Origin of the sequence: Delftia sp. ASV31, assembly GCF_016428765.1 — a bacterium.
GTDB lineage: Bacteria > Pseudomonadota > Gammaproteobacteria > Burkholderiales > Burkholderiaceae_C > Comamonas > Comamonas acidovorans.
The window spans coordinates 21,104-44,826 of record NZ_JAELTK010000050.1 but is presented as its reverse complement, the minus strand read 5'-3'; the positions used below and the strand labels follow the sequence as shown (position 1 = coordinate 44,826).

Genomic DNA, 23,723 nt, shown 5'->3' with positions numbered 1-23,723 from the left:
GGACGGAGCCGCCTGCCACACGAGTCGGATGACCCGGCTGCTGCCGGCAACGGCTGCCTTCGCTATGCTCGAACCATGTCCCAAGCCACCATCGCCCCCCTCGCCGAATCCTCTCTTGCCCTTGCATTGGCCGCCTTGCAGCAGCTGCGCCGCAGCGGCCGCATCCGCGCCATTTCCATCGACCTGGACGACACGCTGTGGCCCGTGTGGCCAGCCATCTCGCGCGCCGAACAGGTGCTGCTGGACTGGCTGCACGCCCATGCGCCCACCACGGCCGCAGCGCTGCGCGACGTGGCCACCCTGCGCGCCATCCGCGTGCAGATCGAGCGTGACCGCCCGGACCTTGCCCACGACCTGAGCGGCCTGCGCCGCGAGTCCATCCGCCTGGCGCTGCAGCGCAATGGCGACGATGGCGGCCTGGCGGAAACGGCCTTCGATATCTTCTTTGCCGAGCGCCAGCGCGTGGACCTGTACGAGGACGCGCTGCCCGCCCTGCAGTTCCTGGCCGCGCGCTGGCCCGTGGTGGCGCTGAGCAACGGCAACGCCAGCGTGCACGTGGTGGGCATTGGCGAGCATTTCCATGCCGCGCTGAGCGCGACCAAGGCCGGCATGGCCAAGCCCGATGTGCGCTTTTTCCACGCGGCGGCGGCAGCGGCAGGCGTGGCGCCTGACGAGGTGCTGCACATTGGCGACGACGCGCGACTCGACGCGCTGGGCGCCATGGATGCGGGTATGCACGCAGTCTGGCTCAACCGCACGGGCGTAGCATGGCCTCACGAGGGGTCCACGCCCCACGTCACGGTGGCCAGCCTTGCGCAGTTGTGCCAGGGGCTGGCTGACAGCTGACCCTGCCTGCCCGCGAAGCCGCGCCATGCCATGCCCACCAGCCACAGCACCGCTTTCTTCCACCCCCCCGTCCTCCCCGCCGTGCGCAGCATCGGCTGGAAACACCCCCTGAGCTGGCTGGCGCGTGGCGCGCGCGACATGGCCAGGGCGCCCTGGCTGAGCCTGGCACATGGCCTGGTCTTGACCTTGATCGGGTTTTTGATCTTGACGCTGGGGCACAATCGCTTTTGGCTGATGGCCGGGGCCCTGTCGGGGTTCCTGATCGTCGGCCCTGTCGTGGCGACCAGCCTCTACGCCATCAGCCGCGCGCTGGAGCGCGGCGAGCGCGCCGACCTGTCCCTGGTGCGCATCACCTGGATGCGCTGGCAAAGCGGCCACGCGTCCAAGGCCGAGGGGCAGGGCGGCTACTGGTGCCTGGTGCAGTTCGGGCTGCTGCTGTCGCTGGCGGCCACGGGCTGGGTGCTGGTGTCGGCCTCGCTGATCACGGTGCTCTCGCCCGTGCGCATCGCCACTCCGGCGGATTTCGTGCAGCACGTGGTGCTGGCCCGCGACGGGCAGTTGTTTGCGATATGGCTGGCGCTGGGCAGTTTTCTGGCAGCGCCTATTTTTGCGTCCAGCGTGGTGGCCATGCCGCTGATGCTGGACAGGCGGGTGACGGTGCGCCAGGCCGTGCTGACCAGTTGGTTGGCCGTGCTGGCCAACCCTGTGCCTCTGGCACTGTGGGCCGCCCTCATTGTGTTGTTGACCCTGCTGGGCCTGGGCAGCTGGCTGCTGGGACTGGTGGCCGTGATGCCCCTGCTGGGGCACGCGAGCTGGCACGCGTACCGCGATCTGGTCGATGCGTCGGCCTTCCCGGCGCGTTGAGCCGGGCGGGCCCGGCCCGGCCGGGCCTGCAGGGGAGGATGTAGGACGGTGTTGTCGTGATATTCGGGTATACAGAAGAACAGATCGCCCATTTCTTCCTCACCTATGGCGTGGGGGCCTTCATCCTCTTCATGGTGTTCATCATCCTGCAGCTGGCGCGCCAGTCCAAGGCAGGAAAGTTCGGCACCTTCGTGATCTTCCTGGGCCTGGGCGTGGGCTTTGTGGGCTACATCGCCAAGATCGTCATCCAGTGGTGGATGGAGAGATGACGCCGCAGGCGTCACACCCATGAGTTGGACGGACTACTACCGCTTTACCGAGGGGCGCAAGATATCTCCCCTGCTGGTGCAGGCGCTTGACGCGTTGGCGGGTGATACGGCAGATAGAGCGGCCATCGATCTGGGCTGTGGCGCGGGCCATGAGTGCCGCGTGCTGCTCAATACCGGCTGGCGCGTCCACGCCATCGACAGCGAACCTGCGGCCATCGAGGGCTTGCGCCCCCTGGCATCGCAGGCGTCCGGCGCTTTGACGCTGCAGGCTTGCCGTTTCGAGGATCTTTCCTCTTTGCCTGCAGCGCATCTGATCCACGCTGGACTGAGCCTGCCCTTTTGCCATCCTGAGTACTTCGATGCGTTTTGGTCGCTGGTGCGTTCTGCCCTGCGTTCGGGCGGTATGTTCGCCGGTCATTTTTTTGGGCCGCGCGATGCCTGGGCCGATTCGCAGTCCATGAGCTTTCATTCGCGTGATCAGGTCTTGCGCCTTTTGGATGGCATGGAGCTGTTGGCCTTCAATGAGTTCGATGGCATGGCCGCCAGCATGCGGGGCCCCAAGCACTGGCATCGCTTTGATGTCGTGGCCCGCAGGCCGGTGTCGTCGTAGTGCGGCGTTACTCGGCCTTGGCCCCCGCAGCCTTGATCACCGGGTCCCAGCGCTTGATTTCGGCGGCGGTGTGCTGGCGCAGGGCGTCGGGGGTGAGGCGGTCTGCGGGCGGGATGATGACGCTCATGTCCGTGAAGCGCTTGACCAGGGCGGGCTCGGCCAGGGCGGTGCGCAGGGATTTGTTGAGGCGCTCGATGACGGCCTGGGGCGTGCCTCGCGGAGCGTACAGGCCGTGCCATACGGCAAGCTCGAAGCCGGGCTGGCCGGCCTGCGCGAAGGTGGGCACATCGGGCAGGGAGGGCAGGCGTTCGCGCGTGGCGACGGCGTAGCCCTTGAGCATGCCCGCCTGTATGTGCGGGCCGGTGGCCACGGGCTGGTCGCAGATGACATCGACATTGCCTGCCACCAGGTCCTGCAGGGCCGGACCCGTGCCACGGTAGGGCACCAGGGTGGCCTCGGTGGAGGTGGTCTGCAGCAGCAGCATGGCGCACAGGTGGGAGGTGGCGCCTACGCCGGCATGCGAGAAGCGCACTTCGCCCGGTTTGGCCTTCATGTGGGCGATGAAGTCCGCCAGCGTGGCGGGCGCAAAGCCTTTGCTGCGCACCAGGATCATGGGTACGTCGCCGGCCAGCGCGATGGGTTCCAGGTCGCGCCTCACATCGAAAGCGAGCTTGCTGTAGAGCGCGGGTGCCGTGGCAATGCCCATGTTGTGCAGCAGCAGGGTGTGGCCGTCGGCCTGGGCGCGTGTGACGCGGCTGGTGCCGATGGTGCCACCGGCGCCGCCCAGGTTCTCGACGATGACCTGCTGGCCCAGGTCGCGCGTCATGGCCTCGGCCAGCACGCGGGCCAGCACGTCGGTGGAGCCTCCGGCCGCGTAGGGAACGACGATGGTGACGGGCTTGTTGGGGAAGGCCTGGGCGGCAAGGCTGGCCGCTGCCAGTGCGGCGGCGAGAAGGGTCTGGGCGAGGGGGTTGCGGATGAGGTGGCGCATGGGTTTGTCTCCTGGAGGCGCGTGCAGGGGCCGCCGGCTCTGTGCGGCCGGTTGTCGGTGGCGTGTTTGGTGGCGTGAGGCAGGAAGGCAAGGGCCGCATGCGGCCCTTGACGACGGCGAGACGGCGCAGGCTCAGGCCGGGGCCACGTACCTGTACAGCTCGGTGTGGTCGGCGGCGGGTCCCAGGGACCTGGAGGCGTCGGCCGCCATGGCGCTGACCTGTTCGGCCAGTGCCATGGGCGTGTGCATGGCCTGGCCCAGCGACAGGGCAATGCCCACGTCCTTGGCCTGCAGCGCCAGCGAGAAGCCCGAGTTGAAGGCGCCGTTCAGCATGAACTGGTGCGCCTTGTTTTCGGTGGTGTTGTTCTTGCCGGTGGAGGCATTGATCACGTCCACGATGGTGGCCGGCGCAATGCCGAAGGCCGCGCCTGCATGGATGGCCTCGGCCGTGGCGATGAGGGCCGCTGCCGAGACATAGTTGTTCAAGGCCTTGAGCGCATGGCCCGCGCCCACGGGGCCGACATGGGTGATGGCCTGTCCCATGCGCTGCAGCAGCGGCAGGTGCTGTGCGAGCAGGTCCGCATCGCCCCCGACCATGATGGACAGCGTGCCCGCAATGGCGCGCTTGACGCCGCCGGAGACCGGCGCATCCAGCAGCCCGATGCCGCGCTCGCCCAGCAGGCCGGCCAGCGCGCGCGTGCGGTTGGGGTCGGCCGAGCTCATGTCGATGATGCAGGCGCCGGGCGGCAGGTGCGGTGCCAGTTCGCCGACCACGGCATCGACGATGCGGGAGTCGGGCAGCATGGTGAAGACCACGCTGCAGCCGGCAAAGTCGGCCGCGCCGGATGCCACGGCCACGCCCGCATGCTCCTGCGCGAATCGTGCGGTGGCGGCGGGCACGGCGTCCCGGATGACCAGGGCGTGCCCTGCGGCGTGCAGCAGGTGGGCCATGGGCTGGCCCATCATTCCGAGGCCGATGAATCCTATGGTGGTCATGCTGCGTGCCTCAGATGTCCATCTCTTTGAAGACTTCCGAAGCCACGCGGAAGGAGTCGATGGCGGCCGGCACGCCGCAGTAGATGGCGGTCTGCAGGAAGACCTCCTTGACCTCTTCCTTGGTCAGGCCGTTGTTGATGGCGCCGCGCACATGCAGCTTGAGTTCATGCGGGCGGTTCAGCGCCGTGATCATGGCCAGGTTCAGGAAGGAGCGCGTCCTGCGGTCCAGGCCGGGGCGGTTCCAGACATCGCCCCAGCAGTACTGGGTGACCAGCTCCTGCATGTCGATGTTGAAGTCCGTGGCGTTCTGGATGGACGCATCGACATACTCGGCGCCCAGCACCTCGCGGCGGGTGGACAGGCCCTGGTCGAAGAGGGCGGGGTTCTTGGGTGCATAGGCTCGGGTCATGAAAACTCCTGATGGAAGGCGGTGAAGGTGTCTTTCGGTGGAGTGGATTTAATCAGATTGTCAGACAATCCTACTTGATGAAAATCGGGATTGCCTGCCGAGCCAGGTGTGTGTATGACAATCCGTCAGTCCGTCCGGCCCCTGGATTGGCGGGTAGGATTCGTCCCATGAACCAGATGCTGCGTGTCCCCCGCGAAGAAACGTCGCTGCGCCTGCGCACGACGCAGACCCTGCGCACGGCCATCCTCGATGGCGTGTTTGCGCCGGGCCAGAAGCTGTCCGAGCGCGAACTGTGCGAGAGCCTTGATGTGAGCCGTTCATGCCTGCGCGAGTCGCTGCAGCACCTGCAGGCCGAGGGGCTGATCACCATCGTTCCGCACCGCGGTCCCGAGGTCACTGACATCTCGGTGCAGGAAGTGCGCGATATCTACGAGGTGCGGGCCAGCCTGGAGGGGCTGGCCAGCCGGGGCTTTGCGCTGCATGCCTCGGCAGGCCAGCGCGCCGCGCTGCGCGCCAAGCTGGGCGAGCTGGCCGTGCCCGCCGTGGCCAGCGACAAGGTGGCCCTGCTGGCGATCAAGAACCAGTTCTACGACATCCTGATCGAGGGCTGCGGCAATCTGGTGGCCGGCCAGATGCTGCGGCAGCTGAACAACCGCGTGACGGTGCTGCGGCGCATCTCCATGTCCCAGCCCGGGCGCCTGCCGCAGACGCTGGCCGAGCTGGACGCCATCGTGGCGGCGATAGAGCAGGGCGACGCGGACCAAGCCGCGCGCCTGAGCGCCGAGCATGTGCAAAAGGCCAGCCAGGGCGTGTTGCGCGCCATGGCCGAGAAGGCTGGCCCGGCCAGCTGATGCCGGAGCCTGTGCCTGGGGGTGTCAGTCCGTGTGCGCTCAGTCCGGCTTGACCTGGGCGCGCTTGAGCACCTTTTGCCAGCGCGTCTGCTCGGTGGCAATGAACTGCGCGAACTGCTGGGGCGTGCTGCCGATGGGCTCGGCCGCATCGCCCTGCAGGCGCTTGAGCGCGTCGGGCGCCTTGACGGCCTTGGCGCATTCGGCAGCCAGCTTGTCCACGTGGGCTCGGGTCATGCTGGAGGGGGCGAGCATGCCGTACCACTGCGTCATCTCGAAGCCCGGGAAGCCCTGCTCGGCCACGGTGGGCACGTCGGGCAACTGGGGCAGGCGCTGGGTCGATCCCGTGGCGATGCAGCGCACCTTGCCTGCCTTGATGAAGGGCAGCAGGGCGGCAGCGCCGACCGAGGCGGCGTCCAGGCGGCCCGACATCAGGTCCGTCATCATGGGGCCCGTGCCGCGATAGGGCACGTGCAGCATGAAGATCTCGGCCGTCATCTTGAGGTACTCGAAGGCCAGGTGCCCGGCGCTGCCATTGCCGGCCGAGCCGTAGCTGAGCTGGCCCGGCTTCTTCTTGGCGTAGGCGATGAGTTCGCGCAGGTTCTTGACCGGCACATCGGGGTGGACCACGTACAGGCTGGGCACCTTGGCCAGCAGGCTGACGGGCTGGAAGTCCTTGTTCGCGTCGTAGGGCAGCTTGTCGAAGATGTAGGGATTGACGGCCAGCGTGCCGATGTGGCCCAGGATGACGGTGCTCTGGTCATCGGCGCGCGCCACTTCCTGCATGGCGATGTTGCCGGCCGCGCCGGGCTTGTTGTCCACGAAGACGTTCTGGCCCAGGGTCTTGGACAGCTCGGCCGCCGTGGAGCGCGCCACGATTTCCGAGCTGCCGCCCGGCGCAAAGGGCACGACAAAGCGGATGGGGCGCGTGGGCCAGGCGTCCTGCGCCAGCGCGGCCGCAGGCAGCAGGCCCGACAGGGCCATGGCGCCCGTGCCGGCCAGCAGTTGGCGGCGGCCGAGCGGGGGCAGGTCTGCGTGGTGAAGAAAGTCGCGCGAAGGCATGTCTGGTCTCCTGGCTATCGTTGTAGTGAATGGGCAGCGGATGCGGCGCCAGCGATGGTGGCGCCGGCGGCTGTCAATCTGCTGTCAAACCAGGGTCTGCAGGCTACGGAGATACCCGGGGGATCAGGCTTTTCCCTCGGCACCCAGGGCCTGGCCGATGGCCTCGGCCGCCTGCAGGCCGCTGCGCACGGCGCCTTCGATGGTGGCCGGATACGGTCCATCCACATGGTCGCCGCAGGCCCACAGGCCGTGGCCCAACTCCATGCCGGGGCGCTGCAGCTGCGGCAGGCAGGCGAAGGTGGCGCGCTTGTCGATCACGGTGCGCAGCGCAACCAGTCCATGCCAGCCCAACTGCGCCCGGGCCTGGGCCAGCACCTGGGCCTGCAGGGTTTCGCGGTCCGATGCGCTGTCGCTGATGACGAAGGCCATCAGGCCCTGCGGGCCGCCGAGTTGCCCGCGGTCGAAGACGAATTGCGCGGGCGCATCGGGCGTGGAGCGCAGCGCCAGCCAGGGCGCGCCCGGGGGCAATGTGTGGGAGGGATCGCCGGTCTGCGCATAGACGGTGGCAATGGAGCGGTGCTGCAGGTCCTGGGCCAGCTGCGCCCAGCGCTGCAGGGCAATGCCGTCGCGCGCAGGCAGGCTGTCGTGCTCGGCAGCGGTGAGTGCCAGGCGCGCCGCCTCGGGCGCGGGGCAGGCCAGCAGCACGGCGTCGAAGGGCGCGTCTTCGGCCTGGGCTGCGCCCAGCGTCCAGTGCGGGCCCTGGGGCTGCAGTTCGGCCACGCGGCTGCCCAGGCGCACGGCGTGGCCGCGCTCTTGCAGCCACTGCGCGGCCGGCGCCGGGAACAGGCTGCCCAGGTCACGGCGCGGCACCAGGAAATGCGAGCCGCCACGGCCGCTGAACAGCGCATCGCGCAGCACGCGAAGGAACACCGTGCCGCTGGCCAGGTGAATGGGCGTGTTGAGCGCCGAGATGCACAGCGGGTCGATGAACTCGCTGACCAGGCGCTGCGGCAGGCCGGCGCACAGGTCGGCCACGGTGGCCTGCGGCGCGCAGCGAAAGCCCGCCAGCCGCCAGCGCACGGCACGCGCCAGCAGGGCTGCACGCTCGCCCAGGCTCCAGCCGCGTGCGGTGGCAATGCCGGCCAGCGCATCCAGCGGCGCAGGCCAGTCGGGAAAGCGCAGGCCGCTGCCATCGGCGTAGGGCAAGGCCATGGGCTGGCGGTGCAGGGCCCGTTCAGGGTCCACGCCCACCTCGCGCATGAGGCGCAGGCTTTCGGTGTAGGCACCGATGAGGATGTGTTGGCCGTTGTCCACGCGCAGCGGGCCCTGTGGCGTGTCGAGGTCCATGCCGCGCGCACGGCCGCCGGGCTCGCGTGCGGCCTCGTGCAATGTGATGTGCCAGCCGCTGCGGGCCAGCGTGAGGGCGGCCGCAAAGCCGGCCCAGCCGCCGCCGAGGATGGCGGCGCGCGGCACAACGGTGCGCGGCTGCGCGGCGCGCGGCTTGTCTTTGGCGCTCTCTCTGCTCACCGCGCCATGCGCCCCAGCGCCTGCATCTTCCAGGCCAGCCACAGCTTGCGCAGCGGCGGCAGGCTGATGCGCTGGTGCAGCACGCGGAAGTCGTCGGCCTCGATCTCGCGCAGCAGGGTGCGGTAGATGCTGGCCATCATCAGGCCGGGCTTTTGCGTGCGGCGGTCGGCCGCGGGCAGCAGGGCCAGGGCCTCGTCGTAGAGGCGGTGGGCGCGCTCGGCCTGAAAGCGCATCAGCGCGGTGAAGCGGTCCGAGTACTCGCGCTTGGTGATCTCATGCGCCTTGACGTCGAACTGCTGCAGCTCGCTGATGGGCAGGTAGATGCGTCCGCGCATGGCGTCCTCGCCCACGTCGCGGATGATGTTGGTCAGCTGGAAGGCCAGTCCCATCTTGTGGGCGTAGGCCGTGGTTTCTTCCTGCGTCTGGCCAAAGATGCGTGCGGCCACTTCGCCGACCACGCCTGCGACCAGGTGGCAGTAGCGCGTCAGGCCCTGGAAGTCCAGGTAGCGGGTCTGCTCCAGGTCCATGCGGCAGCCGTCGATGACCGCCTGCAGGTGGCGCTCCTCGATGGCGTAGACCGGGGCGTGCGGCATGAGCGCCCGCATCACGGGATGCGAGGGCTTGCCTGCAAAGGCCTGGTGCACTTCGTTTTGCCACCAGCCGAGCTTGGTGGCGGCCACGCCGGGGTCGGAGACTTCGTCCACCACGTCGTCCACTTCGCGGCAGAACGCATAAAAGGCGGTGATGGCCGCACGGCGCTCGCGCGGCAGGAAGAGGAAGGCGTAATAAAAGCTGCTGCCCGAGGCGGCAGCCTTGTCTTGGACGTACTGATCCGGATTCATATGGGGCCGGATTGTCCCATGGACGGCTTGGGGCCAAAGCCTGGGTGTCGCAACGGCCGGCCCGCCATCACATGCGCAGGGCGCGCCACAGCAGCAGCGGCGCATCGGCCTTGCCGACGGTGGGGCGGCGGTAGAGGCTGGCGCCCTGCAGCGCATCGACCTTGTCCAGGATGCGCAGCCCGCCCTGCACCACCAGACGCAGCTCCCAGCCGATGCGGCCCGGCAGGCGGTGCACCAGCGGTGCGCCGGACTGCATCAGTGCGCGCGCCCAGGCCGATTGGTCGGCCAACAGCGCGCGCACGGCAGGGGTCAGTGCAGCGGGCTCGGCGCGCAGGTCTTCACGCCGCACGCCGTGGGCCGTGCAGTCGGCATCGGTCAGGTAGTGGCGCTGGCGTGGCAGGTCCACGCTGAAGTCCTGCCAGAAATTGATCAGTTGCAGGGCGGTGCAGATGGCGTCGCTGCGGGCCAGCGATTCGGCATCATCCACCCCGTACAGATGCAGCAGCAGCCGGCCCACGGGGTTGGCCGAGCGGCGGCAGTAGTCAAGCAGCTCGGCGCGGTCGGCGTAGGTGGTGCCGGATTCGGTCTTGTGCACGTCTTGCGCGAAGGCGCTGAGCAGGTCGTCCATCAGCGCCAGCGGCAGCTTGTGGGCGCGTACTTGCGGCGCCAGCCCTGCAAAGACAAGAGGCCAGGCCGTGCGGGCGAGCATGGAGGCCTCGCCTTCGGTGCCCAGCGCCATCAGGTCGGCACGGTAGGCGGCCAGCGCGGCCAGGCGCTCGGACGGCGTGGCGTCGCCCTCGTCGGCCAGATCGTCTGCAGTGCGTGCGAAGTGGTAGAGCGCGGCAATCGGCGGGCGCAAGCGGGGCGGGCACAGCCAGGACGCCACGGGAAAGTTCTCGTAGTGCGTGACCGGGGCGGGGGAGGCGGGCAGGGTGGGAGCGGTGGACTTCACGGTGGCCGATTGTCGATGCTGCGCGCAAGGCCATGCATTTCACTTGACGGGCTCAAGGGCTTCTCCTAAATTACTAACCCGTCAGTCAGTAAACGGCGCCAGCCAGCTGCCGCGGCATGTTGCCCGGATCTTGCAGCCCGCAGCCGCTTTTCGCACCAGCCCTCCCGGATCCACATGCCCGACTTGCCATCGAACCCTGCCGCGCCCGCTTTGCCGCGCCATCTTCTTCTTGCCCCTCTGTGCCTGGCCGCCGCGCTGGCGCTGGGCGCCTGCTCCAAGGCCGAGCCGCCGCCCGAGCCGGTGCGCGCCGTCAAGCTGCTCACCGTAGGCGTGGGCGCGCTGGACACGCAACTGGAGTACGCGGGCGAGGTGCGCGCGCGCATAGAGTCGCGCCTGGGCTTTCGCGTGGCCGGCAAACTCGTGCGCCGCGAGGTGGAACTGGGCCAGCACGTGCAGGCAGGCCAGTTGCTGGCGCGGCTCGATGCCAGCGACTACCGGCTGGGAGCTGACGCCGCGCGCGCCCAGGTGGCGGCCGCGACCACGCAGCGCGATCTTGCCGCCGCCGATGTGAGGCGTTACTCGCAGCTGAAGGCGCAGAACTTCATCAGCGGTGCGGAGCTGGAGCGGCGCGAGGCCACGCTCAAGTCCGCCCAGGCCACGCTGGACCAGGCCAAGGCGCAACTGGCATCGCAGAGCAATCAGGAGTCCTACGCGCAACTGCTGGCCGATGTGCCCGGCGTGGTGACAGGCATAGACGCCGAGCCGGGCCAGGTGGTGTCGGCTGGCTCGCCCGTGGTGCGCATTGCCCAGGACGGCCCGCGCGATGTGGTCTTCGTGGTGCCCGAAGACAAGCGCGGTGCCATCCGCGTGGGACAGAAAGTGAATGTGCGCCCCTGGTCGGCCGGCATGCAGCCGCTGCAGGGCCAGGTGCGCGAGGTGGCAGCCAGCGCCGATCCCGTCACGCGCACCTACCAGGTGAAGGTGGCTTTGCCCACCTCGGACGCCGCCGCCGTGCCGCCGCTGGGTGCCACGGTCCACGCATTGCCCGAGGGCATGGGCCCCACGGGCCAGCCCGTGATCAAGCTGCCCACCACCGCGCTGCGCCAGGAAGGCGGCGGCGGCCAGGGTACGGCCGTGTGGGTGTTCGACGCCGCCAGCAGCACGGTGAAGCTGCAGCCCGTGCAACTGGCCACGGCCGATGGCAACGAGGCCGTGATTGCCGCTGGCCTGACGCCCGGCATGCAGGTGGTGGCCGCCGGCGTGCATGTGCTCACGCCAGGCCAGAAGGTCACGGTCTATCAGGACCGTTATGACAAGGCCCCGCAGCCGGCACAGCAGCAGCCGGCTCAGCAGCGGCCGCAACAGACACAGCCTGCACAGGCACCTGCCGCCGCAGGCGCTGCGCCCAGCGGAGCGGCCCAATGAGCGGGCCCAAGCACAAGGCGCCGCAGGGCGCGCACTTCAATCTTTCGCGCTGGGCGCTGGACCATGTGGCGCTGACGCGCTATTTCATCGTCGTGCTGCTCCTGCTGGGCTTTGCCTCTTACTTCCAGCTGGGACAGGACGAAGACCCGCCCTTCACCTTCCGCGCCATGGTGGTGCGCACCAACTGGCCCGGCGCCACGGCGCAGCAGATGGCCGAGCAGGTCACCGACAAGATCGAGCGCACGCTGCAGGAGGTGCCCTACGCCGACAAGATCAGCAGCTACTCCAAGCCCGGCGAGTCGATGATCATCTTCCAGCTCAAGGACAACTCGCGCCCCGGCGATGTCCAGCAGCTGTGGTACACGGTGCGCAAGAAGATCGGCGACATGCGCTACACCCTGCCGCAGGGCGTGCAGGGGCCGTTCTTCAATGACGAGTTCGGCGATGTCTATGGCGTGATCTACGCCCTGCAGGCCGACGGCTTCAGCTACGCCGAGCTCAAGACCATGGCCGACGACGTGCGCCAGCGCCTGCTGCGCGTGCCCGATGTGGCGAAGGTTGAGCTGTTCGGCGTGCAGGACGAGAAGGTCTACATCGAGCTGTCGCAGCGCCGCCTGTCGCAGCTGGGCCTGGACATGAACCAGGTGCTGGGCCAGCTGGGCCAGCAAAACGCCATCGAGGGCGCAGGCGTGCTGCAGACGCCGCGCGAGGATGTGCAGGTGCGCGTGGCCGGCCAGTTCCTGGCGGTGGATGAGCTGCGCGCCATGCCCATCCGCGGCGCATCGGGCGCGCAGCTGCGCCTGGGCGATATCGCCGAGATCCGCCGCGGCTATGCCGATCCGGCCAATGTGAAGGTGCGCCACCAGGGCCGCGAGACGATTGCGCTGGGCGTATCCATGACCAAGGGCGGCGACATCATCCGCCTGGGCAAATCCCTGCGCGGCGCCGTGGGCGACATCGCGCGCACGCTGCCGGCCGGCGTGGAGCTGGCCAACATGCAGGACCAGCCCAAGGCGGTGGCCGATTCGGTCAACGAATTCCTGCAGGTGCTGATCGAGGCCGTGGTGGTGGTGCTGGCCGTGAGCTTCATCAGCCTGGGCCTGCACAAGCGCGAGGGCCACCAGCCGCTGTGGAAGCGCTGGTACATCGACCCGCGCCCGGGCCTGGTGGTGGCCATCACGATCCCGCTGGTGCTGGCCGCGACCTTCCTGGCCATGTGGTACTGGAACATCGGCCTGCACAAGGTGTCGCTGGGCTCGCTGATCATCGCGCTGGGCCTGCTGGTGGACGACGCCATCATTGCCGTGGAGATGATGGTGCGCAAGATGGAGGAGGGCTACGAGAAGTACCGCGCCGCCACCTTTGCCTACGAGATCACGGCCAAGCCCATGCTGACCGGCACGCTGATCACGGCGGCGGGCTTCCTGCCCATCGGCATGGCCAAGTCCATGACGGGCGAGTACACCTTCGCCATCTTCGCGGTGACGGTGATTGCGCTGGTGCTCAGCTGGTTCGCCTCGGTGTACTTCGTGCCCTACCTGGGCATGCTGCTGCTCAAGCGCCCGCCGCACGCGGCCACGCTGCCGCCCGAGGTGGCCTCGGGCGAGGTGCCCATCGAGGAGACCAACCTCAATGCCTCGTCTGCCGAGCATGAAGTCTTCGACAGCCCGTTCTACAACCGCTTCCGGCGCGCCGTGAACTGGTGCGTGACGCACCGCTGGCTGACCATCGCCATCACGGTGCTGGTCTTCGCGCTGGGCCTGGTGGGCATGTCGCGCGTGCAGCAGCAGTTCTTCCCGGATTCCAGCCGGCCCGAGGTCCTGGTGGACATCTGGTTCCCCGAGGGCACGTCGCTGGCCGCCAACGAGGCCGTCACGCGCCGCGTGGAAGAGCGCTTCATGCAGCTGGACGGCGTGCGCACGGTCAGCGAGTGGGTGGGCTCGGGCGTGCCGCGTTTCTACCTGCCGCTGGACCAGGTGTTCCCGCAGAACAACGTCTCGCAGTTCATCCTGGTCGCCCAGGACCTGCCCACGCGCGAGCGTCTGCGCAAGGCGCTGCCGGCGCTGCTGGCCCAGGAGTTCCCCGAGGTGCGGGGCCGCGTCAAGCTGCTGCCCAACGGGCCTCCCGTGCCCTATCCGGTGCAGTTCCGCGTCTCCGGCACCGATCCGCAAAAGCTGCGTGCCTATGCCGACGAGGTCAAGCAGGTCATGATCGCCAACGCCGACATGCGCGGCGTCAACGACAACTGGAACGAGTCCGTCAAGGCCGTGCGCCTGGAGGTGGACCAGGACAAGGCGCGCGCCCTGGGCGTGAGCAGCCAGGCCATCGCACAGGCGGCCCGCGTCATGCTCAGCGGCTCCACCGTGGGCCAGTTCCGCGAGGGTGACAAGCTCATCGACATCGTGCTGCGCACGCCGTATTCGGAGCGAGACGCCATCACCGACATCGCCAACGCCTACCTGCCCACGGCGTCGGGCAAGTCGATCCCGCTCACGCAGATCGCCAAGCCCGTGATGGTCTGGGAGCCCGGCGTGATGTGGCGAGAAAAGCGCATGTTCGCCATCACCGTGCAGGGCGATGTGCGCGAGGGCCTGCAGGGCGCAACGCTGACCCATGCCCTGTTGCCGGGCCTGCGCGAGATCGAGGCGCGCTGGCATGCCGCAGGCGACACGGCCTACCGCATCGATGTGGCTGGCGCCGTGGAGGAAAGCTCCAAGGGCTCGGACGCCATCGTCGCTGGTGTGCCGGTGATGCTGTTCCTCACCTTCACGCTGCTCATGCTGCAACTGCGCAGTGTCAGCCGTTCACTGCTGGTGTTCATCACCGGGCCGCTGGGAATTCCCGGCGTGGCGGCGGCGCTGCTGCTGCTGGGCCGGCCCTTCGGCTTCGTGGCGCTGCTGGGCGTGGTGGCGTTGATGGGCATGATCCAGCGCAACTCGGTGATCCTGATCGACCAGATCGAGACCGACCGCGCGCGCGGCGTGCCGGCCTGGGACGCCATCATCGAAGCCGCCGTGCGCCGCCTGCGCCCCATCGTGCTGACGGCTGCCGCCGCCGTGCTGGCCATGATCCCGCTGTCGCGCAGCGTGTTCTGGGGCCCCATGGCCGTGGCCATCATGGGCGGGCTGATCGTGGCCACGGTGCTGACACTGCTGGCGCTGCCGGCCATGTACGCCGCCGTGTTCCGCGTGCGCCGCGAGCCCACGCATTGATGCGGCGAAAGCGCAGAGGCCGCCGCTCAAATCCGGGGTATGGCAATGCACCCCGCAATTGCGGCTAGAATCTGCGCCCTGACCTAGGAGCCGCCGCGCAGGCGGCTCCCCCAAGAACCAGCGCGGGTGGCGAAATTGGTAGACGCACCAGGTTTAGGTCCTGACGCCAGCAATGGTGTGGGGGTTCGAGTCCCCCCCCGCGCACCACGCACCAACGCCGCTCAACTGCGGCGAACACTGCTCAAGCCCGCTTCCTGTAGAGGAGGCGGGCTTTTTTTCTGGTTTCTGGGGGCAAAACGGAACGGGTTGAAACCGGCACAAAACAGCGCAAAATCACATCACAATCCCGCGCAGATCCCGCTTGTGATCCCGCGCGGGCAGCAGGAGGTGGGATGGCGTATTTCCGGAAGGTGAAGAACGGCTGGCGGGCCGAGGTGGAGCGTGCGGGTATTCGGCGCACCGCCACGCGGGCGACCAAAGCCGAGGCGCAGGGCTGGGCCGTGGCCGAGGAGGCGGCCATTCTGGCCGGGGCGCGCGGGGAGTTTCCGCGGCGCACGCTGGCCGAGGCGGTGGAGCGCTATCGGCGCGAGGTGACTGACAAAAAGACGGCCAGCACGGCGCGGGCCGATCATTTGCGCTTTGATGCCTGGCTGCGCGAGTTTCCCGAGCTGGCCTCCAAGGTCTTCCACGAGATCACGGGCGACGACCTGGCGCGCTGGCGCGATGCGCGGCTGCAGCAGGTCTCCGGCGCCAGCGTGCTGCGCGAGGCGCAGCAATTCCGTCCGATCTGGACGCTGGCGGTCAAGCAGTGGAAATGGGTGGGCAAGAGCCCCTGGCCGGAGATCAAGCTGCCGGCCAAGTCCCATGCGCGCCGGCGCACGGGGCAGTGGAGCGAGGTGCGGCGCATGCTGCGCTCGGCCAATGTCTCGCCGCGCCTGGCGCCTGTCACCGCCATGGAGCAGACGGCCTGGACCATGCTGGTGGCCCTGCACACGGCCATGCGCAGCGGCGAGATCCTGCGCATGGGCCGCAGCAATGTGGATCTCAAGCGCCGGGTCTACCACCTGCCGCACCACAAGACCGAGGCCAAAGTGGGCGAGCGCCATGTGCCGCTGACGCGCCGTGCCGTGCGCCTGCTGCGCGTGCTGGACGCCGCGGCCGAGGCTGCCGGGCGCGACGCCTACTGGACCATCAGCGACGCCAGCCGCGACACGCTCTACCGCAAGCTGCGCGACCGGGTGATGGTGGAGGGCCTGCGCTTTCATGACCTGCGAGCCACGGCGCTGACCTGGCTGAGCAAGCGCGTGGATGTGATGACGCTGGCCCGCATCAGCGGCCACGTGGATATCAACGAGCTGTTCAATACCTATTACCGGGAGACGGCCGAGGACATAGCGGCACGGTTGTAGGCAGGATGGCTGCCAGAAATATCACTCCAATATGATATGTTGACAATATTATTCTGGAGTGATAATTTCAATCCATCATCTTGAGATGATATTTTGAATGCCCTGGCCAGGAGAACACCATGGACCACCTGTTGCAACTGCCCGATCAGCTTGCGCTGCACCTGAAGTCGCTGCGCAAGGCCGCTGGCGTGAGCCAGGCCCAACTGGCACAGCGGCTGGGCGTGTCCCAGTCGCGTGTGGCGGCGATAGAGCGTGACCCGGCCGCCATCAGCGTGCGCCAGCTGATGGAGATCCTGCAGCTGCTGGATGCCGATCTGCTCATGCGGCCCAGGGCGGATGCGGTGGCTTCTTCTGCACCTGTGCCTGTGCCTGTGCCTGTGCCTGCTGCGTTGAAGATTGCCGAGCCAGCTCCACAACCGTACGCGGGTGACAACGTGCCCCGCAAGCCCGCCGACCGCCCCGTGGCCTTCAAGCCGCAGGCGCTGCCGCCGCACTGGCAGGACCGCAAGCCGAAAGGGTCCTGGTGATGGCGGTGCTGGGCGTCTGGATGAATGGGGAGCGGGTGGGCACCTGGGAGGTCACGCGTACGGGCCGCCATGTGTTCGCCTATGACCCGGCCTGGCCGCAGAGCGCGCATGCGCGGCCGCTGTCGCTGTCCATGCCCTTCACGCGCGACCTGACGGTGGCGGGCGAGGTGGTGGCCCACTATTTCGACAACCTGCTGCCGGACGGCGAGGGCATTCGCCGGCGCATTCACCAGCGCTTCGGGCTGCGCGGGATCGATGCGTTTTCGCTGCTGGAAGCCATTGGCCGCGATTGCGTGGGGGCCGTGCAGCTGCTGCCCGAGGGGGCCGTGCCCGACGGTTTTGACCAGGTGCGCTTCGAGCCGCTGAGCGAGGCGCAGATTGCAGAGCACCTGGCCAGCCTGGGTGGCGGGTTTGGTGCGCTGGAGGTGGACCAGGAGTTCCGGCTGTCCATCGCCGGTGCGCAGGAGAAGACGGCGGTGCTGCGCCATGGCGGCCAGTGGTGCCGCCCGCTGGGTGCGACGCCGACCACGCATATCCTGAAGCCGGCCATCGGCGTGGTGCCGCACTGGCACTACGACCTGAGCGAGTCAGTGGCCAATGAGTGGCTGTGCGCCCGCCTGCTGGCCGAGCTGGGCTTTGCCGTGGCCGACAGCAGCATCGAGAGCTTTGGCGGGCAGCAGGTGCTGTGCGTGGAGCGCTTTGACCGCGCCTGGACGCCCCGGGGCTGGATTGCGCGTCTGCCCCAGGAAGATTTCTGCCAGGTGCGCGGCGTTGCCAGCGCCAACAAGTACGAGACCCATGGCGGGCCTGGCATGCTGCAGTGCCTGCAGGTGCTGCAGCATGGCAGCGAGCCTGCCCAGGATTGCGCCCGCTTCGTGATGGCCCAGCTGGCGTTCTGGCTGCTGGCGGCCACGGACGGGCATGCCAAGAATTTCTCGGTGTTCCTGCAGCCGGGCGGCGGCTATGAGATGACGCCTCTGTACGACGTGCTGTCGGCCTGGCCCATCATCGGTCACGGCCACGGCAAGATCGCCCGCCAGCGCGCCAGGATGGCCATGGCCCTGCCGGGGCGCAGCCGCCACTACCGCTTGGCCGAGATCCAGCGCCGCCACTGGAAGGCCTTGGCCGAGACCACGCGCATCGCAGGCCTGTGGGAGAGCATGGTGGAGATGGTCGAGGCGCTGGACGGCGCCATCGACCGGCTGCAGCCTCGCCTGCCGGCCAGCGTGCCGCAGCCTATGGCCCGGCAGATCTTCGACGGGGCGCGCGACCAGGCTCGCCGCTTTCTTGCGGGCAGCGATCACTGAGCGCACGGCGATGGCCTGGTGCCGGCTCACCGGCGCCCCTCGGCCCAGGCCTTGACGTCGGCCATGCGCCAGTAGCGGATGCGGCGGCTGGCGTTGATGAAGGGCTTGGGAAAGTCCGGGCGCTTGGTCAGGCGCGCGGTGACGTGCTCGCGGCTCAGGCCCAGGTAGTTGGCGATGCCCTGGGTGTCCAGGCGCGGGGCGCTGTGAAAGAGTTCCATGTTCTGTTGCGTCATTGCGGTGTTCTCCGATGTCGTGTCCGGTGCTGGGGTGCTTGATCAGGCCTGGCGCGGCGTGATGGACTTGCCTGCCTTCTTGCGCTCCACACGTTCAACTCGCTCGACTCGCAGCACGGGCCGGCCGCTGGCCAGCAGGGCGCAGGCCTGGGCGTGGCTGGCGCTGGCCGCCTTCAGTCGCAGCACGGGCAGCAGGCGGGCGTCGGCCAGTTGATCCAGCTGCGCGGCGTCCACGCCGTGGGGGATGAGGGTGGCGCGATAGCTGCGCAGGGCGGTGATGTTGTGGTGCATGGTGGGTCCTCCTGGGGTGGATCAGCTGGTCAAGAAAGGGTGGTTGGATGGCGTGGCGCCCGATGCGGGGCGGTGCAGCACGGAATGGGGCACTGGATCGGCACCCGAATCGGGCCCGGCCGGGTTGGCCCGGTCCTCGCGCTGGTGCCCGCCGCGGCCGATGAGGGCGCGCAGCGTGTGGCCCGTGAGCCGGGCCGTACAGTTATTGAAACCAGTCCAAGCGCGCGCCAGCGGCGCGCGGGCGGGCAGGGCGGGCGGGGCCGTGTCGGCGACCTCGGCACCCTCGGCGCCCTCGACGCTTTCTGCACCGTGGTTTTCCTGGAACTCCAGCGTGGCGCGCGCCACGCTGCGCCAGGCGATGCGGCGCGAGACCAGCCACTGGCCGCGCCGGGTTTCCAGACCCACCACGCGGCCGCAGCCGGGCGCGATGGCCTCGCCGTATTGGTTGACGGCGCCGGCGGGCACGGGGCGGCGTGCCATGCGCAGGTGCCAGCGGTCGCGGGCCAGGCAGTGGCCGCCCATGGCTTCCATGTAGCGGCGCCAGTCGGCGGGGATGTCGGGCCCGTGGCGGTGGCTGGCGCCCCAGGCCTTCCAGCTGGCCTTGTCGCCGTCGATGCGGATCTGTTCGACCTGGTCCTTGCTGACACGGCGCAGCTCGCGCCAGACGCAGACGCTGGGCATGCCCACGGCCTGGAACTGGCGAATGCCCCAGCAGGCGGCCCAGGCGTCCACGCGGCGGTGGCCGGGCATGCCGCCCTGCTCCACATCCCACAGGCGGCCCTGCACCACGTCCAGGTGGTCGGCCAGGGCCACATGGCCCACGCTCTTGGCGATGTACTTGGCCACGTAGCCGGCAGCGCCGCCGCCGGTCATGCGCTTGACGTTGACGCGGTTGCGCTGGGCGCCGCGCTCGTCGCCATCTTCGCTGAGCCACCATTTGCGGATGGCGGCCTCGATGTGCCGGGCGTGCTCCTCGCACTCGGCCCAGACCAGGGCGTGCCAGTGCGGCGTGGCGTCATGGTGCGGCTCGGCCACGCGGATGCCGTACATGGCGATGCGCTGGCGGCCCAGGTGCGAGCGCACGCGCGCCCACATGGTGCGCAGCCACAGCTGGGCATCGCGCGGCGTGCTGTGGCCGTCGTAATGGGGGTTGGGGCGCGGCCGGCCGCCGCTGCCCAGCGTGACGGCGTGAAAGCGGCTGGGCGCCGTCAGCGTGAGAAAGAGGCCGACGTGGCTGCGCGCGTCGGCATATTCCTCTGCGCCGCGGATGCGCGTCATCAGCTCGCCGCCACGGATCACGGGGTTGGCCGGCGACAGCGCGGCCAGCTCGGCCAGGGTGAAGACCTGGCCGGCCTCGTTTCGGTAGAGGCTGCGCTCCAGCGCGCGGGCGTTGCGTTCGATCTGCGCGGTGCGCCGGCGCACGGTGGCATTGCTGGCATAGCCGCCGGCGCTGCGGTTGACGATGCCCAGCTTGACGGCGCCGGCCTCCACGGTGCGCGTGACGTGGCGGCGCAGCATGCGGCGCCACCAGGCCGCGTCCAGCGCGCGGCGGATGGCGGGCTCGCCGGCCAGCGGCGTGCTTTCCTGCAGGCCCAGCATGCGCAGCATCAGCCGCACCAGGTCCACGCGTGCGGCCAGGTCCATGTTCTGGGCCTGGGCGCCGGCGTCGAGCTCACCGACTTCGTCGCTCAGGCGCCTGGCCATCTGGCAGATCTCGTAGTCGTCCAGATTCCATTCGGCCGCACGGCCGTGGCGGCTGGCAAAGTCGTCAATGGCGGCCAGCGCGTCGTGGCAGGCAGCCCATTCGGGCTGGCCGTTGGCGTGTTGCGCGCCCTTTTGCCAGTCGCCCAGGCCCAGCAGCTTCATGGGCTGCAGCCACTGCGGCGGCAAGGCTTTTTCCAGCGCCTGCATGGCGCGCTGGACCATGTGGGGGCGGGGCTTGTGCTGGTCCCATTGCTGCAGGCTGTCGGTGCGCAGCCTGCGGCCGGTGGATTTGGCGGCGAGCAGGACGGACATGGACTCAGGTCCTCAGGGCCAGCGCGCGCAGCGGCAGCAGGCAGCTGCGCAGCGCGCGGATCTGGCGGCGGATGGCGTCGCGCTCGGGCGGCGGCATTTCGCGCCAGTCGCGCAGGGCCAGCTCCTCGATCTCGCCGTCTATGCCCGCCAGCAGCACCAGGGCCATGCGGTAGTGGCTGGCCAGGCCCGCCCATTCGCGGCTTTCGGCGCTGCCCGAGCGGCCATTGGCGCAGCGCTGCGCGGCCTCGCGCTGCAGTTCGCGCAGGCGGATGCGGCAGTCCTGGACGCTCAGGCGCTGGTAGGCCTCGGGCAGCGCGGGCGGGTCCTCGGGCCGGTATTCGGGCGCGGGCGCATCGTCTGCCCGCAGCAGTCGCATCAGATCGGAAAGGCGCAGGTCGCCGAGCTTCATGGTCTGTCCAGGTCGTTTCAGGGTGAGCGCATCCCGCAGGGCCTTCATGCAGGCTCCGCAGGTTGCGGGAAAGGGGGTGGGGTGGCGGCGGTGCAGGCGGGCTGCCCGCGCGCCGGGTGGGGCGCCGTCAGGAGCGGCGAAGGCGCCCCGGCCGCGCTAGCTGCGCGCGCCTTCGGTGGATTGGGCGGATTCGGCCGCCTGGGCTGCGCGGTGCGCTGCGCCTTCGTATTGCGAGGACGGCATGGCGTCCAGCTGGGTCTGCAGCAGCTTGCGCTTGATGTGCGTGCTCATCGGCAGGATCACCATGGGGTTGGGAATGGCGCTGGGGCTGATGGTGCGGTTGATCTCGGTCACCGCCGAGAACACATGGCCGCACTCGAAGTTGCGGCACTGGAAGATGGTCTCGCGGCTGGTGCTGGTCAGCTGCAGGCTGGTGCGGGTGTAGGCGTGTTCGTTGCAGTGGGGGCACATCATGCGCATGGCAGGCTCCTGGGGGCAGTTGGGATCGAAGACAAGGCGGTGAACAGGTCGGCGCGGGTGGCTATCGCGCCTGATCGGCCTGGGGCAGCGGTGGCATCTGCTGCTCGTACTGCTGCATGCCCATGCGGTACAGCTTCAGCGCGAAGTTGGAGGCGCTGCGGCTTTCACGGCTGGCATAGCGGGCGTGGCGTTCGCGTTCGGATGCCGTCATGCGCAGTGGCACGGGCCTGTCATGAAGCACCGGATCCGCAGGGATACCGGGCACGGCTCTGGGGGAGTGCATGGCTGTCATGTAGTATTTGGGATGGTTTGGATGGTTTGGTTACACGCTGACTGCATCATTGCTCGAAATTTCGAGCATGTCAATTGATGAATAGAAGAAATTTCGATCACATCGGTGAAAGGCTGAGGCAAGAGCGTCTGCGTCTGGACGTGGCGCAGCTCGCCATGGCCGACGCCTGCGACGTCTCGCGCGGCACCCTGGCCACCTGGGAGAAGGGCGAGCAATCGCCCAATGCGGCCGCCCTGGCCGTGATGGCGGGCCTGGGCGTGGATGTCCTGTATGTGGTCACGGGCCAGCATGCGAACGCATCGGTCCAGACCCTGGCGCCCGACGAGCGCGAGCTGCTCGATTGCTACGGCCGGGCCGACGATTCGGGCCGCGCCGCCATCATGGCCGTGGCGACCCTGGCCGCGCGCTGAACGGCCTGCGCCGGCCCGTTCCAGGACGCGTTCTACCGGCCTACCTCTCGCTCACTTGGCGCGAGTCTCCAGCGTCAGCTTGGAGGTGAAGCCGCCGTCGCCCAGCTCGTGCTGGATCTTGACGACCAGCCACGGCGTGTCATCGATCTCCGCCTTGAACCCCTGCAGCTTCAGCGGCGTCTGCGGCATCAGGTCGGGCCGCGCCAGCGCCAGCTTCAGGCCCATGGTGGCCTTGGCGCGGTTGATGCGGCCCATCTCGGCCTTGGCGGCGGCCTGCGCCTCGGCCTCGCTGCCGTAGGTGTCCTTCAGGCGCTTTTCGTTGTCCTCGGCGCCCTGCGTGGCGCTGCGTTTCTCGGCACGATCCGCGTCGTTCCAGTACGCGCGCACGCCGCTGTAGTCGTTGCGTGCGGCCGTGTGGTAGTTGTGGCTGTCGCCCACGGCGCGCGTGAGCGTGGCGGCCTCCACGGTCTGGCCGCCGGCGGTGATCTTGCTGTCGATGGCGATGAAGGCCAGCTTGCCCTTCTTGACCGTGCACACGGCGTCGTACTGGCGCGCCAGGCGGCTGCAGAAGTTCAGGTCGCTCTCGTGGGTCTGGTCGATGTGGTCCACGCGCAGGTTCTCGAACTGCGCGTCCACGCGCACCTGCAGGCCGTTGCGCTGCGCAATGCTGCGCACGATTTGGCCCAGCGTGCTGTTGTGGTAGCTGTGCTCGGAGCGCGTGCGCAGCTGGCGCTTGAGCTCGGCCGAGCGCGCATGCACCACGATCCTGTCGGGCGCACCCTGGTGCTCCACCTCGTCCACCTCGTAGGTGCCCTTGTCGACCAGGCCGTGGCCGGCCCAGCCCAGCTTCAGCGCGATCTTGGATCCCTTGCCCGGCATGGGCAGGCGCCCATCGCTGTCGTCCAGCGTGATGTCCAGCTTGTCGGCCTCTTCGCCGCGCGATTCGGACAGCGTCAGGTTCATCAGCCGCGTGTTCACGCTGCTGGTGATGTCGCGCCCGTCCAGGACGATTTCGTACTGGGGCTTGGCGTGCAAGTATTCCTGCGTGGCCATCAGATCCACCATTCCCAGAAGTCGTCATCGGGCCAGGGGTCGACGCCGCCGCCGCCTTCGGCCAGGTGATCGTCCACGCGGGCCAGCTTGAGATCGAACTCGATGCGGCGCGGCTTGCCGCCCGGTGTGTAGTGCGTGCCGGTCTGCTGGAGGCTCTCGATGACCCAGGCGCCCAGGATGCTTTCGCCGCCCACCAGGGCCCATGCCTTGCCCTGGTCGGCCATTTCGCGCAGGTCGTCCAGCGACTTGGCCGTGCCCCGGAACTCGGGTGCGAGCACGCCGGTCAGGCCCAGCGTTTCATCGCCTGGGCCCAGTGACTGGCGGGCGGGGCGCGCGCCCACGCGGCTGTTGCTCGGGTGGCGCCAGGTGCTGCTGCGCACCAGCTTGTCGAATGCCAGTGTGTCGATGCCAAAGGCAAACTGGCCCAGTGTGATCAGCATGCT

At 68.8% G+C, this 23,723-nt stretch carries 26 protein-coding genes and 1 tRNA gene; 12 read left to right on the top strand and 15 right to left on the bottom strand.

The features are described from left to right. Positions 1–75 precede the first annotated feature (75 nt). From JHD82_RS18105 to JHD82_RS18090, 4 genes are read left to right on the top strand one after another with little or no spacing between them, the layout of a single operon-like run. A complete protein-coding gene (locus tag JHD82_RS18105; protein WP_199137913.1) occupies positions 76–846 on the top strand; it encodes an HAD family hydrolase in 771 nt (256 codons plus the stop codon). Positions 847–876: 30 nt separating this feature from the next. Further along, positions 877–1,710 carry a DUF2189 domain-containing protein gene (locus JHD82_RS18100; protein ID WP_199137912.1) on the top strand — a complete coding sequence of 278 codons (834 nt, stop codon included), beginning with the start codon at positions 877–879 and terminating at the stop codon, positions 1,708–1,710. A 56-nt stretch (positions 1,711–1,766) separates the two neighbouring features. Next, positions 1,767–1,979, top strand: a complete 213-nt coding sequence (locus JHD82_RS18095) for a DUF2788 domain-containing protein (protein WP_046240878.1) — start codon at positions 1,767–1,769, stop codon at positions 1,977–1,979. A 19-nt stretch (positions 1,980–1,998) separates the two neighbouring features. After that, positions 1,999–2,589 carry a class I SAM-dependent methyltransferase gene (locus tag JHD82_RS18090; protein WP_199137911.1) on the top strand — a complete coding sequence of 197 codons (591 nt, stop codon included), beginning with the start codon at positions 1,999–2,001 and terminating at the stop codon, positions 2,587–2,589. 7 nt (positions 2,590–2,596) lie between these two features. On the opposite strand, the gene JHD82_RS18085 is transcribed toward JHD82_RS18090, so the two are convergent. The 3 genes from JHD82_RS18085 to JHD82_RS18075 all read right to left on the bottom strand — a co-directional run bounded on the left by JHD82_RS18085 (position 2,597) and on the right by JHD82_RS18075 (position 4,985). After that, positions 2,597–3,580 (bottom strand): tripartite tricarboxylate transporter substrate binding protein BugD, encoded by a 984-nt coding sequence (locus JHD82_RS18085; RefSeq protein ID WP_199137910.1) that lies wholly within the window; start codon positions 3,578–3,580, stop codon positions 2,597–2,599. 132 nt (positions 3,581–3,712) lie between these two features. Next, positions 3,713–4,576, bottom strand: coding sequence for an NAD(P)-dependent oxidoreductase (locus JHD82_RS18080; protein WP_047218330.1), 864 nt, complete (start codon positions 4,574–4,576; stop codon positions 3,713–3,715). 10 nt (positions 4,577–4,586) lie between these two features. Beyond that, positions 4,587–4,985, bottom strand: a complete 399-nt coding sequence (locus JHD82_RS18075; RefSeq protein WP_012204485.1) for a carboxymuconolactone decarboxylase family protein — start codon at positions 4,983–4,985, stop codon at positions 4,587–4,589. A 167-nt stretch (positions 4,986–5,152) separates the two neighbouring features. Between JHD82_RS18075 and JHD82_RS18070 the strand changes: the two genes are divergently transcribed. Beyond that, the gene (locus JHD82_RS18070; protein ID WP_012204486.1) at positions 5,153–5,836 is read left to right on the top strand and encodes a GntR family transcriptional regulator; all 684 of its coding nucleotides are present in this window, start codon (positions 5,153–5,155) and stop codon (positions 5,834–5,836) included. A 39-nt stretch (positions 5,837–5,875) separates the two neighbouring features. On the opposite strand, the gene JHD82_RS18065 is transcribed toward JHD82_RS18070, so the two are convergent. From JHD82_RS18065 to hpnC, 4 genes are all read right to left on the bottom strand, one after another. Beyond that, complete coding sequence (locus JHD82_RS18065; protein ID WP_012204487.1) at positions 5,876–6,895, bottom strand: tripartite tricarboxylate transporter substrate binding protein; 1,020 nt, start codon at positions 6,893–6,895, stop codon at positions 5,876–5,878. 123 nt (positions 6,896–7,018) lie between these two features. Further along, the gene (hpnE, locus tag JHD82_RS18060; RefSeq protein ID WP_199137909.1) at positions 7,019–8,422 is read right to left on the bottom strand and encodes a hydroxysqualene dehydroxylase HpnE; all 1,404 of its coding nucleotides are present in this window, start codon (positions 8,420–8,422) and stop codon (positions 7,019–7,021) included. Next, a complete protein-coding gene (gene hpnD, locus JHD82_RS18055) occupies positions 8,419–9,264 on the bottom strand; it encodes a presqualene diphosphate synthase HpnD (protein ID WP_013803312.1) in 846 nt (281 codons plus the stop codon). Before hpnD ends, hpnE begins: the two co-directional genes overlap by 4 nt. 67 nt (positions 9,265–9,331) lie before the next feature. After that, on the bottom strand, positions 9,332–10,216 hold the full coding sequence (hpnC, locus tag JHD82_RS18050) for a squalene synthase HpnC (RefSeq protein ID WP_199137908.1): 885 nt from the start codon (positions 10,214–10,216) through the stop codon (positions 9,332–9,334). A 174-nt stretch (positions 10,217–10,390) separates the two neighbouring features. On the opposite strand from hpnC, the gene JHD82_RS18045 reads away from it, so the two are divergent. From JHD82_RS18045 to JHD82_RS18020, 6 genes are all read left to right on the top strand, one after another. Beyond that, on the top strand, positions 10,391–11,641 hold the full coding sequence (locus JHD82_RS18045; RefSeq protein ID WP_199137906.1) for an efflux RND transporter periplasmic adaptor subunit: 1,251 nt from the start codon (positions 10,391–10,393) through the stop codon (positions 11,639–11,641). Further along, positions 11,638–14,853: an efflux RND transporter permease subunit gene (locus tag JHD82_RS18040; RefSeq protein ID WP_013803309.1), complete on the top strand. Its 3,216-nt coding sequence runs from the start codon at positions 11,638–11,640 to the stop codon at positions 14,851–14,853. Before JHD82_RS18045 ends, JHD82_RS18040 begins: the two co-directional genes overlap by 4 nt. A gap of 120 nt (positions 14,854–14,973) precedes the next feature. Continuing rightward, positions 14,974–15,060: transfer RNA gene (locus JHD82_RS18035), tRNA-Leu, on the top strand. A 185-nt stretch (positions 15,061–15,245) separates the two neighbouring features. Next, a complete protein-coding gene (locus JHD82_RS18030) occupies positions 15,246–16,262 on the top strand; it encodes a tyrosine-type recombinase/integrase (protein WP_012204493.1) in 1,017 nt (338 codons plus the stop codon). Positions 16,263–16,381: 119 nt separating this feature from the next. After that, the gene (locus tag JHD82_RS18025) at positions 16,382–16,789 is read left to right on the top strand and encodes a helix-turn-helix domain-containing protein (RefSeq protein ID WP_199137903.1); all 408 of its coding nucleotides are present in this window, start codon (positions 16,382–16,384) and stop codon (positions 16,787–16,789) included. Next, a complete protein-coding gene (locus tag JHD82_RS18020; protein WP_199137901.1) occupies positions 16,789–18,096 on the top strand; it encodes a type II toxin-antitoxin system HipA family toxin in 1,308 nt (435 codons plus the stop codon). The genes JHD82_RS18025 and JHD82_RS18020 overlap by 1 nt, the downstream gene beginning before the upstream one ends. A gap of 26 nt (positions 18,097–18,122) precedes the next feature. On the opposite strand, the gene JHD82_RS18015 is transcribed toward JHD82_RS18020, so the two are convergent. From JHD82_RS18015 to JHD82_RS17990, 6 genes are all read right to left on the bottom strand, one after another. Further along, positions 18,123–18,329 carry an AlpA family transcriptional regulator gene (locus JHD82_RS18015; protein ID WP_012204496.1) on the bottom strand — a complete coding sequence of 69 codons (207 nt, stop codon included), beginning with the start codon at positions 18,327–18,329 and terminating at the stop codon, positions 18,123–18,125. Between the two features lie 42 nt (positions 18,330–18,371). After that, complete coding sequence (locus JHD82_RS18010) at positions 18,372–18,620, bottom strand: hypothetical protein (RefSeq protein ID WP_043825231.1); 249 nt, start codon at positions 18,618–18,620, stop codon at positions 18,372–18,374. A 21-nt stretch (positions 18,621–18,641) separates the two neighbouring features. Further along, complete coding sequence (locus tag JHD82_RS18005; protein ID WP_199137899.1) at positions 18,642–20,636, bottom strand: replication endonuclease; 1,995 nt, start codon at positions 20,634–20,636, stop codon at positions 18,642–18,644. Positions 20,637–20,640: 4 nt separating this feature from the next. Then, positions 20,641–21,045 carry a hypothetical protein gene (locus JHD82_RS18000; protein ID WP_232245122.1) on the bottom strand — a complete coding sequence of 135 codons (405 nt, stop codon included), beginning with the start codon at positions 21,043–21,045 and terminating at the stop codon, positions 20,641–20,643. A 156-nt stretch (positions 21,046–21,201) separates the two neighbouring features. Further along, complete coding sequence (locus JHD82_RS17995; RefSeq protein WP_043825225.1) at positions 21,202–21,525, bottom strand: ogr/Delta-like zinc finger family protein; 324 nt, start codon at positions 21,523–21,525, stop codon at positions 21,202–21,204. A 61-nt stretch (positions 21,526–21,586) separates the two neighbouring features. After that, the gene (locus JHD82_RS17990) at positions 21,587–21,808 is read right to left on the bottom strand and encodes a hypothetical protein (RefSeq protein ID WP_224986487.1); all 222 of its coding nucleotides are present in this window, start codon (positions 21,806–21,808) and stop codon (positions 21,587–21,589) included. Between the two features lie 86 nt (positions 21,809–21,894). Here JHD82_RS17990 and JHD82_RS17985 point away from each other — a divergent pair, with 86 nt between their 5' ends. After that, on the top strand, positions 21,895–22,227 hold the full coding sequence (locus tag JHD82_RS17985) for a helix-turn-helix domain-containing protein (protein ID WP_012204502.1): 333 nt from the start codon (positions 21,895–21,897) through the stop codon (positions 22,225–22,227). A 51-nt stretch (positions 22,228–22,278) separates the two neighbouring features. On the opposite strand, the gene JHD82_RS17980 is transcribed toward JHD82_RS17985, so the two are convergent. Continuing rightward, positions 22,279–23,280: a contractile injection system protein, VgrG/Pvc8 family gene (locus tag JHD82_RS17980; protein WP_233174781.1), complete on the bottom strand. Its 1,002-nt coding sequence runs from the start codon at positions 23,278–23,280 to the stop codon at positions 22,279–22,281. Next, complete coding sequence (locus JHD82_RS17975; protein WP_012204504.1) at positions 23,280–23,720, bottom strand: phage tail protein; 441 nt, start codon at positions 23,718–23,720, stop codon at positions 23,280–23,282. Before JHD82_RS17975 ends, JHD82_RS17980 begins: the two co-directional genes overlap by 1 nt. Positions 23,721–23,723 lie beyond the last annotated feature (3 nt).

Bases quoted from the DNA above. Each gene is read 5' to 3' on its own strand.
- JHD82_RS17990 (WP_224986487.1), bottom strand. From the start codon at position 21,808: ATGCACTCCCCCAGAGCCGTGCCCGGTATCCCTGCGGATCCGGTGCTT.
- JHD82_RS18080 (WP_047218330.1), bottom strand. From the start codon at position 4,576: ATGACCACCATAGGATTCATCGGCCTCGGAATGATGGGCCAGCCCATG.
- JHD82_RS17995 (WP_043825225.1), bottom strand. From the start codon at position 21,525: ATGCGCATGATGTGCCCCCACTGCAACGAACACGCCTACACCCGCACC.
- JHD82_RS17985 (WP_012204502.1), top strand. From the start codon at position 21,895: ATGAATAGAAGAAATTTCGATCACATCGGTGAAAGGCTGAGGCAAGAG.
- JHD82_RS18065 (WP_012204487.1), bottom strand. From the start codon at position 6,895: ATGCCTTCGCGCGACTTTCTTCACCACGCAGACCTGCCCCCGCTCGGC.
- hpnD (WP_013803312.1), bottom strand. From the start codon at position 9,264: ATGAATCCGGATCAGTACGTCCAAGACAAGGCTGCCGCCTCGGGCAGC.
- JHD82_RS18105 (WP_199137913.1), top strand. From the start codon at position 76: ATGTCCCAAGCCACCATCGCCCCCCTCGCCGAATCCTCTCTTGCCCTT.
- JHD82_RS17980 (WP_233174781.1), bottom strand. From the start codon at position 23,280: ATGGCCACGCAGGAATACTTGCACGCCAAGCCCCAGTACGAAATCGTC.
- JHD82_RS18085 (WP_199137910.1), bottom strand. From the start codon at position 3,580: ATGCGCCACCTCATCCGCAACCCCCTCGCCCAGACCCTTCTCGCCGCC.
- JHD82_RS18100 (WP_199137912.1), top strand. From the start codon at position 877: ATGCCCACCAGCCACAGCACCGCTTTCTTCCACCCCCCCGTCCTCCCC.
- JHD82_RS18000 (WP_232245122.1), bottom strand. From the start codon at position 21,045: ATGAAGCTCGGCGACCTGCGCCTTTCCGATCTGATGCGACTGCTGCGG.
- JHD82_RS18010 (WP_043825231.1), bottom strand. From the start codon at position 18,620: ATGCACCACAACATCACCGCCCTGCGCAGCTATCGCGCCACCCTCATC.
- JHD82_RS18030 (WP_012204493.1), top strand. From the start codon at position 15,246: ATGGCGTATTTCCGGAAGGTGAAGAACGGCTGGCGGGCCGAGGTGGAG.
- JHD82_RS18075 (WP_012204485.1), bottom strand. From the start codon at position 4,985: ATGACCCGAGCCTATGCACCCAAGAACCCCGCCCTCTTCGACCAGGGC.
- JHD82_RS18070 (WP_012204486.1), top strand. From the start codon at position 5,153: ATGAACCAGATGCTGCGTGTCCCCCGCGAAGAAACGTCGCTGCGCCTG.
- JHD82_RS17975 (WP_012204504.1), bottom strand. From the start codon at position 23,720: ATGCTGATCACACTGGGCCAGTTTGCCTTTGGCATCGACACACTGGCA.
- JHD82_RS18020 (WP_199137901.1), top strand. From the start codon at position 16,789: ATGGCGGTGCTGGGCGTCTGGATGAATGGGGAGCGGGTGGGCACCTGG.
- JHD82_RS18015 (WP_012204496.1), bottom strand. From the start codon at position 18,329: ATGACGCAACAGAACATGGAACTCTTTCACAGCGCCCCGCGCCTGGAC.
- JHD82_RS18090 (WP_199137911.1), top strand. From the start codon at position 1,999: ATGAGTTGGACGGACTACTACCGCTTTACCGAGGGGCGCAAGATATCT.
- JHD82_RS18040 (WP_013803309.1), top strand. From the start codon at position 11,638: ATGAGCGGGCCCAAGCACAAGGCGCCGCAGGGCGCGCACTTCAATCTT.
- JHD82_RS18045 (WP_199137906.1), top strand. From the start codon at position 10,391: ATGCCCGACTTGCCATCGAACCCTGCCGCGCCCGCTTTGCCGCGCCAT.
- JHD82_RS18025 (WP_199137903.1), top strand. From the start codon at position 16,382: ATGGACCACCTGTTGCAACTGCCCGATCAGCTTGCGCTGCACCTGAAG.
- JHD82_RS18005 (WP_199137899.1), bottom strand. From the start codon at position 20,636: ATGTCCGTCCTGCTCGCCGCCAAATCCACCGGCCGCAGGCTGCGCACC.